This is a genomic window from Oceanobacillus damuensis, from assembly GCF_001618145.1.
Taxonomy (GTDB): Bacteria; Bacillota; Bacilli; order Bacillales; family Amphibacillaceae; genus Oceanobacillus; species Oceanobacillus damuensis.
Genome location: NZ_LQNF01000026.1, coordinates 24,094 through 41,861, shown reverse-complemented (window position 1 = coordinate 41,861; position 17,768 = coordinate 24,094). Strand labels below are relative to the sequence as shown.

The 17,768-nt window shown below is 41.3% G+C and carries 16 protein-coding genes; 11 read left to right on the top strand and 5 right to left on the bottom strand.

The window, feature by feature from the left end; genetic code table 11:
- Nucleotides 1-2: 2 nt before the first annotated feature.
- Together A4245_RS14070 and A4245_RS14065 are read left to right on the top strand one after the other, a co-directional pair.
- On the top strand, nt 3-581 hold the full coding sequence (locus tag A4245_RS14070; protein ID WP_067728990.1) for a chromate transporter: 579 nt from the start codon (nt 3-5) through the stop codon (nt 579-581).
- On the top strand, nt 578-1,105 hold the full coding sequence (locus tag A4245_RS14065) for a chromate transporter (RefSeq protein WP_067728988.1): 528 nt from the start codon (nt 578-580) through the stop codon (nt 1,103-1,105). The genes A4245_RS14070 and A4245_RS14065 overlap by 4 nt, the downstream gene beginning before the upstream one ends.
- A 119-nt stretch (nt 1,106-1,224) precedes the next feature.
- On the opposite strand, the gene A4245_RS14060 is transcribed toward A4245_RS14065, so the two are convergent.
- A complete protein-coding gene (locus A4245_RS14060) occupies nt 1,225-2,010 on the bottom strand; it encodes an HAD family hydrolase (protein ID WP_067728986.1) in 786 nt (261 codons plus the stop codon).
- A gap of 220 nt (nt 2,011-2,230) precedes the next feature.
- On the bottom strand, nt 2,231-3,928 hold the full coding sequence (locus A4245_RS14055) for a M3 family oligoendopeptidase (protein ID WP_067728985.1): 1,698 nt from the start codon (nt 3,926-3,928) through the stop codon (nt 2,231-2,233).
- A 212-nt stretch (nt 3,929-4,140) separates the two neighbouring features.
- On the opposite strand from A4245_RS14055, the gene A4245_RS14050 reads away from it, so the two are divergent.
- A complete protein-coding gene (locus A4245_RS14050) occupies nt 4,141-4,335 on the top strand; it encodes a YwbE family protein (protein WP_067728983.1) in 195 nt (64 codons plus the stop codon).
- A 132-nt stretch (nt 4,336-4,467) separates the two neighbouring features.
- Nucleotides 4,468-4,752: a hypothetical protein gene (locus tag A4245_RS14045; protein ID WP_067728981.1), complete on the top strand. Its 285-nt coding sequence runs from the start codon at nt 4,468-4,470 to the stop codon at nt 4,750-4,752.
- Between the two features lie 136 nt (nt 4,753-4,888).
- On the opposite strand, the gene A4245_RS14040 is transcribed toward A4245_RS14045, so the two are convergent.
- A complete protein-coding gene (locus tag A4245_RS14040; RefSeq protein WP_067728980.1) occupies nt 4,889-5,743 on the bottom strand; it encodes a CvfB family protein in 855 nt (284 codons plus the stop codon).
- Between the two features lie 657 nt (nt 5,744-6,400).
- Here A4245_RS14040 and A4245_RS14035 point away from each other — a divergent pair.
- Complete coding sequence (locus tag A4245_RS14035) at nt 6,401-7,297, top strand: AEC family transporter (protein ID WP_067728979.1); 897 nt, start codon at nt 6,401-6,403, stop codon at nt 7,295-7,297.
- 317 nt (nt 7,298-7,614) lie between these two features.
- Nucleotides 7,615-8,406, top strand: a complete 792-nt coding sequence (locus A4245_RS14030; RefSeq protein ID WP_067728978.1) for an SDR family oxidoreductase — start codon at nt 7,615-7,617, stop codon at nt 8,404-8,406.
- 691 nt (nt 8,407-9,097) lie between these two features.
- Here the strand turns inward: A4245_RS14030 and ytaF are convergent.
- Nucleotides 9,098-9,727 (bottom strand): sporulation membrane protein YtaF, encoded by a 630-nt coding sequence (gene ytaF / locus A4245_RS14025; RefSeq protein ID WP_067728977.1) that lies wholly within the window; start codon nt 9,725-9,727, stop codon nt 9,098-9,100.
- A 154-nt stretch (nt 9,728-9,881) separates the two neighbouring features.
- Here ytaF and A4245_RS14020 point away from each other — a divergent pair, with 154 nt between their 5' ends.
- Nucleotides 9,882-12,050, top strand: a complete 2,169-nt coding sequence (locus A4245_RS14020) for a DNA topoisomerase III (protein ID WP_067729048.1) — start codon at nt 9,882-9,884, stop codon at nt 12,048-12,050.
- Between the two features lie 197 nt (nt 12,051-12,247).
- On the opposite strand, the gene A4245_RS14015 is transcribed toward A4245_RS14020, so the two are convergent.
- A complete protein-coding gene (locus tag A4245_RS14015) occupies nt 12,248-12,454 on the bottom strand; it encodes a DUF2188 domain-containing protein (protein WP_067728975.1) in 207 nt (68 codons plus the stop codon).
- A gap of 213 nt (nt 12,455-12,667) precedes the next feature.
- On the opposite strand from A4245_RS14015, the gene A4245_RS14010 reads away from it, so the two are divergent.
- Genes A4245_RS14010 through A4245_RS13995 form a run of 4 tightly spaced genes read left to right on the top strand, consistent with a single transcriptional unit; the run spans nt 12,668 to nt 17,715 of the window.
- Nucleotides 12,668-13,864, top strand: a complete 1,197-nt coding sequence (locus A4245_RS14010) for a M20 metallopeptidase family protein (RefSeq protein ID WP_067728974.1) — start codon at nt 12,668-12,670, stop codon at nt 13,862-13,864.
- A gap of 12 nt (nt 13,865-13,876) precedes the next feature.
- Nucleotides 13,877-15,172 (top strand): amidohydrolase, encoded by a 1,296-nt coding sequence (locus A4245_RS14005; protein ID WP_067728972.1) that lies wholly within the window; start codon nt 13,877-13,879, stop codon nt 15,170-15,172.
- Nucleotides 15,165-16,412, top strand: a complete 1,248-nt coding sequence (locus tag A4245_RS14000; protein WP_084268812.1) for a M20 family metallo-hydrolase — start codon at nt 15,165-15,167, stop codon at nt 16,410-16,412. The genes A4245_RS14005 and A4245_RS14000 overlap by 8 nt, the downstream gene beginning before the upstream one ends.
- A gap of 1 nt (nt 16,413) precedes the next feature.
- A complete protein-coding gene (locus A4245_RS13995) occupies nt 16,414-17,715 on the top strand; it encodes a hypothetical protein (protein ID WP_067728970.1) in 1,302 nt (433 codons plus the stop codon).
- Nucleotides 17,716-17,768 lie beyond the last annotated feature (53 nt).

The following is a 17,768-nucleotide window of genomic DNA, read 5'->3' as shown; positions in this document are numbered from 1 at the left end:
GCATGAAAACTCAATGGAATATATTTATTGCATTCTTTCGGGTTGGTATGCTTGGGTTCGGTGGTGGGCCTGCATCCATCCCGCTTATTCAAAAAGAAGTGGTGGAAAATTTTAAATGGATGGATAACGAGGAATTTGGTGAAATTCTTGCGATTGGGAATACATTACCTGGCCCAATAGCGACTAAATTGGCGGGGTACGTAGGGTATCGGGTCTCGGGGGCGATCGGGATGATTAATGCCTTAGTAGCTTCGGTTTTACCTACCATCCTTTTGATGATTATTTTGCTGACTTCACTTTCCGGTATTCGTGACTTTGACTGGGTACAGGGTATGACAGCAGCTGTTGTTCCAGTCGTCGGAATGATGATGGTTGTACTTACTTGGCAATTTGCCAAAAAGGCAGGGAGAGGCTTCGGATGGGGAAAAGCACTTCTGATGATTATCATTGTCTTTCTATTCCTGCAAGTACTGAACATTCACCCGGGAATTGTAATCGCTGTGTTACTGATACTAGCTCTGTCACTTCCGGTAAATAATAGAAACGAAGATGTTGGTAGTAAAGAAGGTGATAAGGCATGATCTATTTTCAACTGTTTCTAGCTTTCTTTATTCCTGGTATTCTCGGATATGGTGGTGGGCCTGCATCCATCCCGCTCGTTGAAAATGAAGTTGTAAAGAGATATGAATGGATGACCGTACAGGAGTTTGGAGAAGTATTAGCCCTCGGAAATTCACTTCCAGGACCAATCGCTACAAAAATGGCCGGCTATATCGGCTATGAAGTTGGCGGGGTGTTCGGGTCGATTGTCAGTGTGTTTGCAAATGTCGCCCCTTCCTTGATATTGATGATACTACTTGGCGGCATTCTAATAAAATATAAGCAGTCCCCAAAGGTAAAAAGGCTGACGCTTTTCGTCCAGCCGGTTATTGCCATATTGCTTGGTGTCATGGCATGGAACTTTTTGAGTGAATCCTATATTGGGATCGGGTTCGTTCCAACTGCAATTATTGTATTTCTCAGTTATTTTCTGATTGAAAGATTAAATGTCCATCCTGCCTTCGTAATTGCAGGTGCGCTTCTGTATGGAGGGTTCTTTCTTTAGGGGCATTAATGACGTAATCGAGCTATTTGAGCATTCCATAGATGAACGTAGATAAATATATCGAAAAAAAAGCAAAGCCTTGTATGATAAAGGCTTTGCTTTTAACATTAATTCACTTTTTATTTTACTAACCCGAGCACTTTCAAACCATTGAATATACCTGAATCAGATACGGAGGTAGTTCGATGTTTTGCAAAACGGAAAAGGTCTGGATGGGCATTTTCCATCGCAAATCCTTCTCCGACTGCCTGCAGCATTTCTTTATCGTTCATTCCGTCCCCAAAAGCAATCGCCTGTTCTTTCGGTATATTCAATCGTTTAAGGATTCTTGTGATGGCTTCTCCTTTATTCACATTTTTACGGATAACATCATACGCCATCGTTGCCCCTTCAATGTTTACTTGTGACATACGGATATTATCCTCAATTTCATATAAATAGGCTTGTGAAGGTGCAATATTCATGACAGTTACTCCAATAATTTGATCGGCAACATCATAAGTGAACAAGGAGTTTTGTTTCAGTTGAAATATATCGTTAAATTGTTTTACAAACGGATGGTCAAGTGATGTATAGTAGTTTCTGTCTTTCGTGTAAAGGACCATTTCATGATTGTTCGCTTTGGCTATGTCCAGAAATTTCCGGATAAGTAATTCGTCGATTGGTTCATTGATAATCGTTTGTTCCTGATAGACAGCATAGGCGCCATTGTAACCAATAAATGAATCGACATTTAATTCCTGTGCAAGGTCTTTTACCTCAATAAGAGGTCTGCCGGTGGCGATAAAAACCTCCACACCATTCTCTTTTACTTGCTCAATCGCTGTCTTGGTTGTTTCGGTATATGTATGATCAGGTTTGAGTATCGTGCCATCTATATCCAAAAAAAGTACTTTAAATGTCATGTTGATCTCCTTTACTTATGCCAGTTTATCCTCATTTTAGCATATAAGGAATAGAGGTTCTATTAACTAGGTCTTAAGATTGCTTTGTTAAGAGGATAGGTCAAAACAGAAGCACTTCAACTCCGAGTGCTCCTGTTTACTTTTGCAGAAAGCATAAACCTTGCTTACATACGCTGAAAGAAGTAACTAATCCAACAACTTAGACAGCTGCCGGGATTTTTTATAATGCTGCATCATCGACAGATTCGAGCCAGGTTTCAATTGTATTGATGACTGTTTTAACAGAGCCTTTTTCAAAAGGTGAACGAAGATTGGCAGCTTCTACCAGTCCAAGGAATGGTTTTGAGCCTCCGAGTTTGCATAGGTTCAAATAATCTTCCCAGGCCTGTTTATGATCTTCGCGGGATTTTTTCCAAAATTGGAAAGCGCAAATTTGGGCAAGTGTATAATCGATATAATAGAAAGGATCTTCATATATATGTCCTTGGCGCTGCCAGTAAGCGCCAGATTCCAAATACGCGTTTCCATCATAATCCCGATGTGGCAAATAGATTTCTTCAAGCTTTCTCCACGCTTCCTTCCGCTGTGTGGGTGTCCACTCCGGATTCTCGTATACTAGATGCTGGAATTCATCGACCGCAACACCATATGGCAGGAACTGCAGCCCATCCGCCAAGTGGGCATATTTATATTTATCTGCGCCTTCTTTGAAGAAAAGCTCCATCCATGGCCATGTGAAAAACTCCATGCTCATGGAATGAATTTCAGCTGATTCGCTGGTTGGGAATATATACTCCGGAACGCCGATATCACGACTGGAATAAGCCTGGAATGCATGTCCTGCTTCATGTGTCAGGACATCGACATCACCTGACGTCCCATTAAAGTTAGCAAAAATGAATGGTGCTTCATAGTCCTCTATAAATGTGCAATAGCCACCAGCTTCCTTGCCTTTTTTAGCTTCCAGATCCAATAGGTTTCTATCAAGCATGAATTGGAAAAATTCGTTTGTTTCCTTAGATAGTTCCTGATACATTTTTTTGCCGTTCTCCATAATCCATTCTGGTGACCCTTTCGGCTTTGCATTTCCACTTTTGAATTTAAAGTTCTCATCGTAAAATTTTAGAGAATCTACTCCAATACGAGCCGCCTGTTTTTCATAAAGCTTTGTTGCTAGTGGTACTACAAATTCAAGAACCTGTTTGCGGAACACGTCTACCATTTTCGAATTGTAATCGATTCGCAGCATGCGCAGATAACCGACTTCAATAAAGTTTTTATAACCGAGTTTTAACGCAATCTCATGACGTGTTTTAACGAGCTGATTATAAATGGAGTCGAACGTTTCCGCATGACTTTCAAAAAAACCTGCGCTGGCTTCAACAGCCTGCTTGCGGATATCCCTGTCCTGGCTTTGAGCAAAAGGCGCAAGCTGTGCAAGCGTATAGGTTTCACCCTGGAATTCAACCTCTGCAGAAGCAACCAGTTTCGAGTATTGGGAAGAGAGCTTGTTTTCCTTCTGCAGCAAATCGATAATCTTCGGAGAGAAGGACTTGATTTCAAAGTCGGCGATCTGGAATAATTGCTCCCCGAATTGTTCTTTCAGTTCCACACGGTAAGGTGATTTGACAAGTTTCTTATAAAATTCGGTATTCATCGCTTTGATTTCCGGCTCTATTTCATCGAAGTAATCTCGTTCAGCCTGATAATATTCATCCCTTGTATCAATGGATGCGCGAATATAAACCAGATTGAAAAGAGTTGACAGTCTGTTGCGGAAAGTATTGATCGCTTTTATTGCTTCTGTCGCCTTGTTTAATGAATCCGCTTCCGTAAATGTTTTTAATAGTTGTTTAAATTTATCCTGTTCCTCTTGAAGGACAGGTCTTTCGTATGGATAATCTTGAAATTTCATTATTCTGATACCTCCTTAATATCTATATCATACTACCATTAATTCGACTTACCAGGGGTTTATTCCTTTATCAACAGGATATTTTTTAACCCCTTTCAGTCTTCGTGCTTGATTTTATCTCCGTATATAATGATCGATCAGGCCTGTAAACGATACAATAATTGGGTACTACCTGTTATGATAGAAATAATTCAAAAATGATAGGGGACAGAAAAATGACGATTGACGGCAGATACCGAAAAAATATTCAACCAGGACAAAAGGTTGAAATCGTATTGAAAAAAGATCAGCGAACCGGTAAGACAACAGAGGGAATAGTAAAAGATTTACTCACCAAATCTGAATTCCATCCCCATGGAATAAAGGTCAGACTTGAGGATGGACAAGTTGGCAGAATTGCCGGTAGATAACTGTTTTGACAGCTTCAGAGGACTTTGTACAAAGCAGAAACAATACGTTGAAAAGTGATAATCTGATTGACTTTGGGACTTTTCAACTGTAGACTATAGGTATTGTAATTTAATTTAATTGGGGTGATAGATATGATACAGGCAGTTATTACAATTGCTGCAATTTTGACAGCAATAACCGTTGCTGCAAATATTGTTCTTGTTAGATTGTCTACAAAAGAATCGCATTCTCCATACTATCCAAATGTCTTTTTAGTAATTGTCGGATTATTATTATTGGCAGTTGCTTCTCTTGCTCCAAAAGTGGATTTGCTTGGAGCTGGATTTGGCGGTTGGGGAATCGCAATCATGTTCGCAGCGGCAATCGGATTTATTATTACTTCGATTTTGGATTCTTACAGAAACGTAAATGTTTAATGAAAAAAAGCAGAATCTGCCAGCAGATTTTGCTTTTTTCATTGGCAAGTAAGAAAGTATAAACTTTCTTACTTGCATAAGTGCAACTAAGGCATTCGCCGAAAAGACTTGGCGCATGCCAAGTTTCTAACATAAGCTATTTTAAATACGTATTTCCTTCCCGTTGTTCAATTTTACCTTCTTTTAAAAGTTTACCCAATGCGCGTTTAAAGGCAGCTTTGCTCATTTGGAAAGTGCCGCGGATATCTTCGGGATCGCTCTTATCACTGAATGGAATGACACCGCCATTTTCTTGGAGATTATGCATAATTGCTTCAGCATCTGTCGCCATGCTGTCCTGTTTGAGCGGAAGAAGTGAAACGTTAATCGACCCGTCGTCTTTTACGTCAATAACTCTACCTTCAACAAATTCGCCGATTCGCGGTTCAGCTTTTCGCTCGGAATGGTGAATGAATCCTCTGTGATTATCCGTTGTAATGATTGCAGACCCTTGTTTATCGGTTAAATAAACCGTTCCACTCACCTTCTTATTGAGTAACTCTGATGGAGCGGCTTCAACTTCCCTTGCTACGATACCTTCTGTAGCCGGAATTGCAAGCAACTTCCCTTTTTGGTCTCTGCCAAGAGTCACGAATAATTTATCACCCTGCTCTGGCCAAACGCTTTCAAATAGTGGCAAATCGTCTTTGGAGACGAGCATGTCCTTTGTCGTACCGATGGAAACAAATGCTCCGAGTCGAGGTATTACTTCGACCACTTCGGCCCAGCCGTAAACATCCATTTGAATTGAAGGAAGCTTGGTTGTTGCGACAGTATTACCTTTTTTATCATTGTAAAGGAAAACGTCTATCTGTTGCTCCATCTCAAGGTCGTTTTCTGTTTCGTTATGATGCAGCAATGCTTCCTGTCCATCCTTCACAAGTACATAACCTGTATCAATTTTGCGGGAGACGGTCATTGTTTCGACTGTACCGGTTGCAAGTGTATTCATGTTTCAACCTTCTTTCTTCCATAATAATATGTATTTGACTGGTCTACAGCCAGGTCAGCAGATTGGAAAAGGAGTACCCCTACTTAAAAGAGTACCCCTTTGTTTTAAAAGTAACACATAAGATATTATTTTTTAAGCCCGATTTTTTCGGGTGGGAAATTTCTTTATCATCCATTTCACTTAACCGCGGTACATGTTCCACTGGGTGTCCAGCTTCAGCTTCCGTGACTTGCGAGACTTCTATAACCACATGATACGCAACACATTACGTTCATCTAATCTCCTCTGAAGGAATGTTCGACATGGGCAGCCATATTAAGTGGCATGTCAAACCCTCCACGTGTTGTGGAGTGCAGTCTTGCTGTCACTAGTCGGTCGCTTACACCTTTCACTGTTCTCTAACTTAAGCAACGTAAGCCCATCCTGCTCTTACGTCCTTGCGACCCCTTAGTCGCGCCAGTGTGAATAAGCATCTTCAAAAACATTGCAGAATGCCAGATCACTTACTGTTACTTTAATAACTAATTAATAATCTCATATTTTTACATCTTTGTCAAATTTGTATGCTGGGATATCTTCATACAGAATATAATGTTTCCAGTCTGAAGGATTCATATGGTAAACTTAAAGATAGTTTACTAGTTTGGAGATGTTGGAATGAGCTTATTTTTGAACGTCATTATCCCGATTATGGCGGTTTTTGCTTCTGGGTTTATTTTGCAAAGGATCAGGCTGCTTGATGTGAAGTCAGTATCGGCTGTCTGTTTATACATATTATCTCCTGCTCTCGTTTTTGTTACATTATACGATGCGGAATTTGATATGGGATTTCTAATCATTGTAATCTATATGTTTGTGTTGTTTTACATAATGGTGCTGATCAATAAGGTATTGGCTAAAATATTTAAATGGGAGCCGAACACAGAAAGTGCGTCCATATTGGCTACCGGATTTATGAATTCGGGAAATTATGGGTTGCCTGTCGTCCTGTTCAGTGTCGGTAGTGCAGCACTTCCATATGCGATTTTCATTATGGTTGTGCAGGCATTGCAAAATAATTTTTTTGGCGTGTATTATGCATCAAGAAGTACGAGTGGAATGAAACGGGCAGTTGAGAATGTCCTGAAAATGCCAACGACCTATGCGGCAATCCTAGCATTCATATTTCAGTTCTTTTCAATCGGTGTGGCGGATTCTGTGCATTCTACATTATCGATGGTTGGAGAAGCCGCCATTCCGGTAATGATGATTATGCTTGGCATGCAGCTAGGTTCCATCACAGGACTAAAACTAAATTGGCAGGTAGTAATATCAGCCGTTACGCTAAAAATGGTAATCGCACCAATTATTGCTTTTATCTTTGTGTGGGTTTTCAACGTGGAACCACTTATTGCTACAGTTCTTATTATCATTTCAGCAATGCCGACTGCTGCAACAACAACGATGTATGCAATTGAGTTTGATACGGAGCCGGAGCTCGTTTCAAGTATTACATTTATATCTACTTTAATCAGTATCGTGACACTCACCATCCTGCTGAATCTGATTTCCTGAATCGGTATATGTTTTTAATGAAGATAATTTGGGTATTTTATAACTATACTCATTGCAATCAATTATGCAGGAAGGATGAACTTTATGTTACGTACGATTTTAATGATTATCGGAGCCATCGTTGTTATTTCCTTAATTGTTTCCATGCTTTAAATTAAAAAGGTTTAAATAAATACAAAAACCCGATGTCGTGAGGCTTCGGGTTTTTGTATTTTTACAGGGCACATTATAGGTAATCATAACAAAATCTCCAGGAAGGAGTTTTTCTGAATTTTTTGCTATAATTGGCAAAATAGGTGAGAGGTGGGGGAATAGAGATGGAATTGGAGCTTAAAGGTAAATCAGTCATTGTCACAGCAGCGAGCAAGGGACTTGGAAAGGCGACAGCTAAAGAATTTGCCAAGGAAGGTGCCCATGTCTTAATCAGCAGCCGAACGGAAGAAGCGCTTCTTCAGGCTGTTGAAGAGATCAGACAGGAGACAGGAAATGAACAGGTTGATTATGCTGTTTGTAATATGAAAAATGCCGGTGATATCGATCAGCTCGTCAGAAAAGCTGTGGCATGGAATGGGACTGTGGATGTACTTATTAATAATGCAGGCGGCCCACCGGCAGGAAGCTTTATGGACATGAGCGATGAAGACTGGTATCACGCGTTTGAGTTAAATTTACTGAGCTTTATACGTACAACAAGAGCAGTAGTTCCAATCATGAAAAAACAGAATCGGGGACATATCGTAAATCTCGCATCGTCTTCCATTAAACAAAGCCTGGACCAATTAGTATTGTCCAACACAATGCGTCCTGGCATTGTGGGGCTCGCAAAAACTTTATCCCAGGAATTGAGTGCTGACAATATTTTAGTGAATACGGTAGGTCCCGGTACGATTGAAACTGGGCGCATTCTCGAATTGAATAAAGTAAGGGCCAAGAAGCTAAATGTCCCGACTGAAAGCTTGATTGAAGAAGCGGAAAAAAAGATACCAATGAAACGTTTGGGCCAGCCTGAAGAATTTGCCAAGGCGATTGTCTTTTTAGCGTCCGGAGCGAATACGTATATTACCGGTCAATCATTAATCGTGGATGGCGGACAGGTTAAAGCTTTATAAAAGGATCGGGCTGTAAGATGCAGCCTGATCCTTTTCAGATTTTCCATATTTAACGGGAATAATCTAAGTCTTTAATAAGGACGTTTCTAAGGCTACTTTCTAAAAGTTGGTTTCTTTAGATTAGTCGAAGTTTATGTAAACTATGAAGTATGCAAAGTCAGATAAGCGTCTTCGGCGCCCGCTCGGGGAAATACACTGCGCTTTCCACGGGCGGCTGGTGAGCCCCTTCATGCTAACGCATTTCAGTGTCTCACCTATGCCTCTCTTCCCGCAGGAGTCTCCGTGTATTTCCCCGAGCTGGTTAGAAGATTGCTTATTATTATTTCATATATAACAGCTAAAATAACATCTTACAACTACACCAGTCCGGGATCGCTCCGGGCGGTGACTCCTGCGGGAATAGCACGTGTCCGAAGACCCCGCAGAGTGGTTTTGCTCGAGGAGGCTGAGGCCGTGCCCGCGGAAAGCCTCCGCCCGGAGTGATCCCGGACGGCAGCATAAGCACGTTTTTCGGGAATAAATCTACAGTTACTTCGCATTTTATATTAAATCCGATGATAAAAAGCAGCAAAATGAATGAAACAGCCTAGTGTACAGACTGTGTATGAACTTAATTCCCGGTTAACTTAGCCCTCTTAATTCACTCATGCTTATTTACCAACCCAGGTCTGTGAAAATTGAGTTGAACGTTTTACATCAAATTCAGTATTCCAATGCCGATCAGCAGCGTTGGCGGCAGAAAGGTCAAGCGCTGCAGCTTTTCATTCCGTGAAAGGAAAATCCCAAGTCTCATACCGAAATTCAAGAAAAAACCGCTCATGCATGCTGTCATGAAGGCTGTGATTAATGGGGGATAACCTAGCATGGAAGCACCAATTCCGGCTCCAAATGCATCCAGTGCCAAAGCAAGCCCGAGCAGAAACGCTTCACCTGCAGATATAATTCCAGAACGGTCCAAGTCGGCATTGTCAGGTGTCGTGATCACCGTTTTTATATCATGGATTCTTGTCGTAGAACCTTTTTCTGGAAGCTCCATTTGAGGCTCTTCCAATCTGGATCTAATAATATTTATAAGAGAAAATAAACCTAATGTTATTAAGATGGATCCTCCAAGGATTTTTGCTGATTTCTGTGAAATAAAAATACTGATGAAGTCACCGACAACCATCGATGTGTATACAATGAGGCCTGAGCATAACATGATAATCAGTAAAGCGATGGCAGGTACTTTTATTTTACGGATACCATACGTAATTCCAACACCGAAACCATCCAGACTAACTGCTGTAACTAATAATAGCAACCCAGTATAATAGAGCATCCTAAACATCCTCTTTATGAGATTCTAGATTATAGTGTATGGTATTTGAACATCTGTTGTGCCTGTAATCGGGAATGCAATACTGCACTGTATGCACAGGATGTGTTAAAGTAACAGTAGAAGTTTTAAGATGAAAAGAGAGGATTTTAAAGAAATGAGTAAAATCGTTGTTTTAGCAGAAAAACCTTCCGTTGGCCGTGATATTGCGAGAGTGCTTGGATGCAATAAAAAAGGAAATGGCTATCTGGAAGGTTCAAAATACATTGTCACATGGGCACTTGGACATTTGGTTACACTGGCAGACCCGGAGTCATATGATGATAAATACAAAACATGGCGTATGGAAGACCTGCCCATGCTACCACGTGATTTAAGACTTGTCGTTATTAAAAAGACAGGAAAACAATTCAGTGCGGTTAAGACCCAGCTGAGCCGTAACGATGTCAAAGAAATTGTCATCGCAACGGATGCAGGACGTGAAGGCGAACTGGTAGCCAGATGGATTTTGGAAAAAGCGCGCGTGAAAAAGCCGGTCAAACGTTTATGGATCTCCTCTGTTACAGATAAAGCAATCCGTGATGGGTTTAAAAATCTTAAAGAAGGATCTAACTACATTCATCTTTATGAATCTGCCGTCGCCCGTTCCGAAGCAGACTGGTATGTAGGTTTGAATGCAACACGAGCACTGACGACAAAGCATAATGCCCAGCTTTCCAGTGGTAGGGTACAGACTCCGACACTTGCTATGATTGCTGCGAGGGAGCAAGAAATCAAGGAATTCAAGCCGAAGAAATTTTACGGTATTGAAGCAAAAACGAATAAAGGATTCAAACTCATCTGGCAGGATGGAAAAAATAATTCTCGCATCTTTTCCAAGGAAAAAGCGGATGCATTAATCGGTGAACTGAAAAACAAATCAGCAAAAGTTATTCAGGTTGATAAGACCCATAAGAAAAAATTTGCACCGCAGCTATATGATTTAACAGAGCTTCAGCGTGATGCCAACCGGATTTTCAATTTCTCCGGAAAACAGACATTGTCCATTATGCAGAAGCTGTATGAACAGCATAAAGTATTAACATATCCAAGAACCGACTCCCGTGTGATTTCCACGGATATCGTTCCTACTTTAAAGGACCGTGTAAGCGCATGTGGTGTGGATGAATATTCCAAGAGTGCAGCGAAGATTTTGCGAAAAGACTTAAAGCTTTCCAAAGCTGTTGTCGATAATGCGAAAGTTTCCGATCACCATGCAATCATCCCAACCGAGGAGTCCGTAATTTTGGCCGATTTGGATGACAGGGAGCGGAAAATTTATGACCTTGTTGTCAAACGATTCCTCGCTGTATTGTCCGATGCTTATGAATACGAGCAAACAACGATCACTGCCGAAATTGGCAAAGAACGTTTCACTGCAAAAGGAAAAGTAATCAAAAAACAGGGCTGGAAGGAAATCTATCACAACATTACAGATGAGGATAAGCATGATGATCAACGTTTACCGATTATCAACAAAGGTGATGAATTTACAGATGTCCGTATTTCCATAACAGAGGGAGAAACAAAGCCACCGGAGCGATTTACGGAAGGTGCACTTCTACAGGCAATGGAAAACCCTGTCCGTTACATGAATACAGAGGAGAAGCATTTGGCAAGCACAATCAATAAAACAGGTGGCATTGGGACAGTGGCAACGCGTGCCGATATTATTGAAAAGCTTTTTAATAACATGTACATGGAGCAGAAGGGCAAGTATATTTACCTGACCTCAACCGGCCGACAGCTGCTTGATCTTGTGCCGGAAGATTTGCGTTCACCGGCATTAACCGCTGAATGGGAACAGAAGCTTGCGCTGATTGCGGACGGTAAACTGAAAAAAGAAAAATTCATCTCGGAAATTAAAGCCTATACGACAGCAGCGGTCAATGAAATTAAAAATAGTGATGAAAAATTCAAACATGACAATATGACAGGCACGAAATGTCCATCTTGTGGAAAACTCATGCTGGAAATCAAAAATAAACACGGCCGCAAACTCGTTTGCCAGGACAGATCCTGCGGCACGAAAAAGAATATTGCCAAACAAACGAATGCCCGCTGTCCAAATTGCCATAAGCGTCTGGAACTCCGTGGTGAAGGAGAAGGCCAAATGTTTATGTGTAAATGCGGACACAGGGAAAAACTATCCGCGTTCAACGCCCGCAAACAGAATGAGAAGAAACATAAGGTATCGAAAAAAGATGTGAATAAATATTTGAAAAAACAGGATGATGGCTTTAAAAATAATGCACTGGCAGATGCATTGGCCAAATTGAAGAAATAATTAAAACAGGGGAAATCTCATCAACTTGATGAGGTTTTCCCTGTTTTCCTGAAATGCCATAGTTTATGCGGCAATAGCCAAAGTTCACAGAAAATAACCCATAGTTTTATATGAAAAAACCATAGTTCACAATTTATTTGCCATAGTTCGCGTTTCGTTGACCACTGCAATTAAAAGGAACACCTTCCAGAGGCAACTTATAAGCCTTTAAATCTTCTTTCTTCGATTACATGATGGTCTTTATCGAGTATTTCCACAATACTTGGCGTATTTTCCTTTGCCAGTTGTTCAGCAACTTCAATTGCTTCGGATTTTGTATCATAAACATCTTCAGGGACAACATCCTCCAATTTAACAAACCATGCGGATGCATCTACATTTGGTGTAACACTATAGGTTCTCATCTGAAAAACTCCTTTTTAACTTTATATTTTATTTTTCCCACCTTATTATTTAATAAAACATAAAGTTAATCCTTATCAGTTTACTTATATTTCCATATAACAAATTTTCTAAAAATGGTGTACAAAATAAGAAGTTTTATGTATAATCCATTTTAAGGACCATTTAAGGAATATTTCCGTTAATAAAGGCATTAAATTTTTGGAGGGTTTTACATGCAGCATGAGCTGACAACTTGCATAGAGGAAATAACAGAAGAAGTGATAGCGATGCGCCGCCATTTGCATCAATATCCAGAACTAAGCAATCAGGAGAAAAAGACCTCTGCATTCATTCAGCAAAAGTTAAAGGAATACGGAATCCCATTTGAAACCGGATATGCTGTACATGGCGTACTTGGAATCATTAAAGGAAGAAATCCGGGTAAAACTGTCGCGTTACGGGCAGACATTGATGCCTTACCGATTCAGGAATTAAACGATCACGATTTCGTATCAAAACACCCGAACGTAATGCACGCCTGTGGACATGATGCCCATACAGCAATGCTTCTTGGAGCAGGGAAGATACTGAAGCAAATGCAGGATGAAATCCATGGAACAGCACTTTTGGTGTTTCAGCCTGCTGAAGAGGAATCCCCTGTTGGTGGTGCAAGCGTCATGATGGAAGACGGTGTGTTTGATACATATAAACCGGACGCCATATTTGCCCAGCATGTATGGCCATATATCCCGACAGGCACAATTGGTGTTCATGACAGGGAAGTAATGGGTGCATCCGATCGTTTTAAAATAACATTGGAGGGCAGAGGCGGACATGCGAGCATGCCTCATCAAACAAGTGATGCTGTCGTAGCGGCAGGACATTTGATCACGGCACTGCAAACAATCGTAAGCAGAAATCTCGATCCAATGGAAGCATCGGTAGTTACGATCAGTATGCTGGAGGCAGGCAGTGTACCAAATATTATTCCGAGAGAGGTCACCTTACAAGGTTCAATCCGTACGTACAATCTGGAAATCAGGGAGAAATTGAAGGACCGTTTCTTCAACATCACCACACAAATTGCAGAGGCCTTTGGAGCAAAAGCTGTTATCGAATATATAGATGGTTATCCGGCTACAATCAACACGCCAAAATGGGCGCAGCTTGCAAGAAAATCGGCAAAGAAGGTAATTGGAGAACAGGCAACACCGCCATATAAACCATCCCTGGCAGGGGAAGATTTTGGCCGCTTTTTGCAACAATATCCAGGAGCATTTGTTTGGCTTGGTACACAATTGGAAGACAAGGAAAATCAGGCACCACTGCATGACGCGAATTTTAAATTGAATGAACGTGCATTGCCTGAAGGAACAAAGCTTCTCGTACAAATTGCAATCGATGCTTTACATGAACTGAATAATGAATAAGGAGGGGCTGACATGTCTGATTTTGTAAAGCGCCTGGAAGAACAGCTGGTTTTATGGCGACGCTCTTTTCATCAGTATCCGGAACTCGGGTTTATGGAATATGTTACGACCTATCGGCTTGGAAAAGAATTGGAGAAGCTTGGGTTTACGTTGCATCTCGGGGAGGATGCAATGGATGGAGAAGCCAGATTGGGCGTCCCGGAAGCAAAAGATCTCATCGCACAGGAAAATGCAGCTTTAGAAGCTGGTGTCGAGGAGTCATGGCTGACAAAAATGCGTGGAGGGCTCACTGGACTTATAGCTACATGGGATACTGGAAGAACAGGCGATCATATCGCTTTTCGTTTTGATATTGATGCCCTGCCAATTAAGGAATCAACCGATGAAATGCATATCCCTTACTGTGAAGCATTTCCTTCAACGAACGAAGGTGTGATGCATGCGTGCGGGCATGATGGTCACATGACGATAGGGCTTGGAGTAGCTTCCTTTATTGCAGTCAATCAGGATAAATTAAAAGGAAAGTTTACCTTGTTATTCCAGCCGGCAGAAGAAGGCGGCAGAGGAGCCAAGGCAATGACTGAAAAAGGCTGGCTGGATGAAGTCGATTATTTTTACAGTGGTCATATCGGGATTCAATCCTTACCAGTTGGTACGATAGCTGCAACGACAAAAGGCTTTCTCGCCTCTTCAAAAATAAACGTAGCATTAACGGGTTTCGCCTCTCATGCCGGAATGCATCCTGAGTTAGGCAAGAATGCATTATTGGCAGCATCAGCGGCAGCAACGAATCTTTATGCCATCCCCCGCCACAGTGGCGGGATTACCCGAATAAATGTAGGGAAACTTGTTGCTGGCACTGGAAGGAATATTATCCCGGGGGAAGCATATATGGAAATTGAAACCCGTGGAGAAACACAGGAAATCAACGATTATATGCTGCGTGAAGCTGAACGAATTATCCAAGCGGCAGCAGATATGCATAACGTTCAATGTGAAATAACTCCTGTTGGTGTTACCGAAGAAATGGTTTGCAGTGAAGAGCTTATCCCGTTCATTCAACATGCCTGTCAATCAGGTGAATATGTAAAGGAAGTTATTCCGGAAGCACAGGTTTCCGGTTCAGAGGACGCAAGCTTCATGATGAACCGGGTGCAACAGCATGGCGGGAAAGCAACCTACATGTTATTTGGAACAGAACTAAAATACCCGCATCATAATCCAGCATTCGATTTTCAGGAAGATGCTTTACCAGTTGCACTGGAGACATTTGTGAAAATAATTAAAGGAGGATCGCAAATTGACTAGTTTGAGTTCCTGGCTTGAAGAAAAACTGCTTCAGCTGAATGTAACGGACAAAATGGAATTACCAGCAGGTTTCAGCAGACTCAGTTATACAAAAGAGGAAAAGGATGCACATATTCAATTCGAGAAAGTTGCCACTGAACTTGGTTTGCATGTACACCAGGACGCTGCAGGAAATATGTGGGCCCTGTGGAAAGTAGATGACTTGGCTCCTACGATTGCTTTAGGCTCCCACTTGGATACAGTTGATTCGGGTGGAGGTTATGATGGCACTGCAGGAGTCCTAACCGCTCTGGCAGCCATAAGAGAATTGCAGGCAAGTAAGTTTGAACCAACCAAGAATATAGCAGTGATATGTTTTATCTCAGAAGAGTCAGCCCGCTTCGGTGTCTCTACCATTGGGAGCAAAGCCATTTCCGAAATACTGGATAAGCAAGAGCTGGCGGCAATAAAAGACCGCGACGGAATTTCAATCGAACAGGCTATTACAGCGTATGGAATTAATTTTAATACAATCGATCAGGCTGCCGTTCCAGCAGAAAAGCTGGAAAGTTTTATGGAACTGCATATTGAGCAGGGCATGGAATTGGAAAACGCTGGCGCATCGATTGGCATTGTTAAAGGAATTGCCTGTCCAGTCAGATTAAAAGTAACGGCAAAAGGGATGGCAAATCATACTGGAACCACTCCAATGTATAGAAGAAAAGATGCTTTTGCAGCAATTGCTCCACTCGTGACATTTGTTCAGGAAGAAGCTTTAAAGGTAAATGAACATAGCGAGCATCCATTGGTTGCAACAGTAAGTACCATTCGTCTTAAGCCGAATGTGATGAATGTTATTCCGGGTGAAGTTGAACTTGGAATTGATATTCGCAGTGTTGATGATAGACTGAAACGAAATTTTGCTGAAAATGTTAAAAGCTATTGTATGGAATCGGCAACTAAAGCAGCGGTGGAGATTGAAGTTGCCACACTTGTCGACAACGACTCTGTCATGCTGGATGACGCCATGCATGATAAATTGCTAAAGGCGAGTGAATCAATTGGTTACAAAAGCCTTTCCATGAATAGCGGCGCTGGACACGATGTCATGAATATGGCCTCCAAATGGCCAGCAGGACTGATTTTTATCCCTTGTAAAGACGGCATCAGTCACCATCCATCCGAGTATACTTCCATTGAAAACCTCGAAAATGGAACGAAGGTTATTGCAGAATTCCTCAAGAGGGAAATGGAGGAATAATATGAAAGTGAGAATTGGCGTTATTGGACCAGCTGACTCTGTTAAGCAAATTATGTCGGTTGCCAAGGAATTTGGCGATACACATATCGTTCCTTTCGTTTATGAAAAGCTGGAAGATATTCATGTAATTATAAAGAACAATTCCCTTAGCTTTGATCAATGGTTTTTTTCGGGAATAATGAATTATTCCTATGCACTCGAAAAAAAACTGATTTCTCCTGACAATGCCATTTACCCGAATATGAATGGTTCAACGTTTTTTGGCACATTGCTGGAAGCCCAGCTGGAAGCAAACACGGTGTATAAAAAAATAAGCATGGATACAATCACAAATGAGGAAATCCAGAAAATAGTATCCTATTACAAGCTGGATGATATAAAATATCGAAATCGTCCTTTTCAAAGCTATTCGGATTACGAGGAACAGGTAGCTTTCCATCAAGCGCTGTACGAAAAGGGAGAATCAGAAGTTGCCATAACGTTTATAAATGCAACCTATTCCGCATTGAAGAAGCTTGGAATTCCAGTCTATCGGGTGACTCCTTCCTATTTATCTATTGAACAGTCCTTTCGACTATTAATTGAGCGTGCACGATCTTCACGTTATAAAAACGCTCAAATGGCAGTAATTGGATGTAAGGTGGAATTCAATGCGAATGAAGAAGACATAACTTATTCGTTTAAGACAAAGCATAAAGAACTGGAATTAAGAAGATCTCTGCTGCACGTGACTGAAAAGGTTAATGGTTCATTAATGCAGATGGGTGATGGATTATTTTTCATATTCACGACCCGTGGAGAGATAGATGAACATGTGGAATCCGAGCTATTTACAAGTATAGATGATATCAAGAGACAGGAAGATATCCAGCTGACGATTTCCATCGGTTTCGGTGAATCAGTATCACAGGCTGAGCAGAATGTGAGAAATGGATTCCATAATCAGCGAGAAGAAGAAACAACATCGATCATCATCATTGATGAAGATCAGAAAATAACTACAAAGAATGCATGCAATGAAACGATAGCTTATAAAACGATTGAGCTTGGAGATGAGTGGAAGCAAAAAATACAGGATAGTGGCGTCAGTCCAGGAGTAGTGTCAAAAATAACAGCCTACTCGAGGCAATACAACCGTCCCGAGTTCACCTCACAGGATGTATCAAGATGGCTGCAAAGTACAGATAGAAACGGCCGGAGAATTGTAACCCTTCTGGAAAGGGCCGGAATTATCGAACAATGCGGTGAAATACAATCCGGGATTCGCGGAAGGCCACGAAGAGTGTTTTGTTTTAGCAAGTAAAGCATCAAAATTTTGTATCTGCATATGGGAAACGACGGCTGTCACCGAAAGGA

What these genes read in the sequence shown, in the direction of transcription:
- A4245_RS14020 (WP_067729048.1), top strand. Translation starts at nt 9,882, where the DNA reads ATGAGTAAAATCGTTGTTTTAGCAGAAAAACCTTCCGTTGGCCGTGAT.
- A4245_RS14005 (WP_067728972.1), top strand. Translation starts at nt 13,877, where the DNA reads ATGTCTGATTTTGTAAAGCGCCTGGAAGAACAGCTGGTTTTATGGCGA.
- A4245_RS14045 (WP_067728981.1), top strand. Translation starts at nt 4,468, where the DNA reads ATGATACAGGCAGTTATTACAATTGCTGCAATTTTGACAGCAATAACC.
- A4245_RS14060 (WP_067728986.1), bottom strand. Translation starts at nt 2,010, where the DNA reads ATGACATTTAAAGTACTTTTTTTGGATATAGATGGCACGATACTCAAA.
- A4245_RS13995 (WP_067728970.1), top strand. Translation starts at nt 16,414, where the DNA reads ATGAAAGTGAGAATTGGCGTTATTGGACCAGCTGACTCTGTTAAGCAA.
- A4245_RS14015 (WP_067728975.1), bottom strand. Translation starts at nt 12,454, where the DNA reads ATGAGAACCTATAGTGTTACACCAAATGTAGATGCATCCGCATGGTTT.
- A4245_RS14065 (WP_067728988.1), top strand. Translation starts at nt 578, where the DNA reads ATGATCTATTTTCAACTGTTTCTAGCTTTCTTTATTCCTGGTATTCTC.
- A4245_RS14010 (WP_067728974.1), top strand. Translation starts at nt 12,668, where the DNA reads ATGCAGCATGAGCTGACAACTTGCATAGAGGAAATAACAGAAGAAGTG.
- A4245_RS14050 (WP_067728983.1), top strand. Translation starts at nt 4,141, where the DNA reads ATGACGATTGACGGCAGATACCGAAAAAATATTCAACCAGGACAAAAG.
- A4245_RS14040 (WP_067728980.1), bottom strand. Translation starts at nt 5,743, where the DNA reads ATGAATACACTTGCAACCGGTACAGTCGAAACAATGACCGTCTCCCGC.
- A4245_RS14035 (WP_067728979.1), top strand. Translation starts at nt 6,401, where the DNA reads ATGAGCTTATTTTTGAACGTCATTATCCCGATTATGGCGGTTTTTGCT.
- ytaF (WP_067728977.1), bottom strand. Translation starts at nt 9,727, where the DNA reads ATGCTCTATTATACTGGGTTGCTATTATTAGTTACAGCAGTTAGTCTG.
- A4245_RS14030 (WP_067728978.1), top strand. Translation starts at nt 7,615, where the DNA reads ATGGAATTGGAGCTTAAAGGTAAATCAGTCATTGTCACAGCAGCGAGC.
- A4245_RS14070 (WP_067728990.1), top strand. Translation starts at nt 3, where the DNA reads ATGAAAACTCAATGGAATATATTTATTGCATTCTTTCGGGTTGGTATG.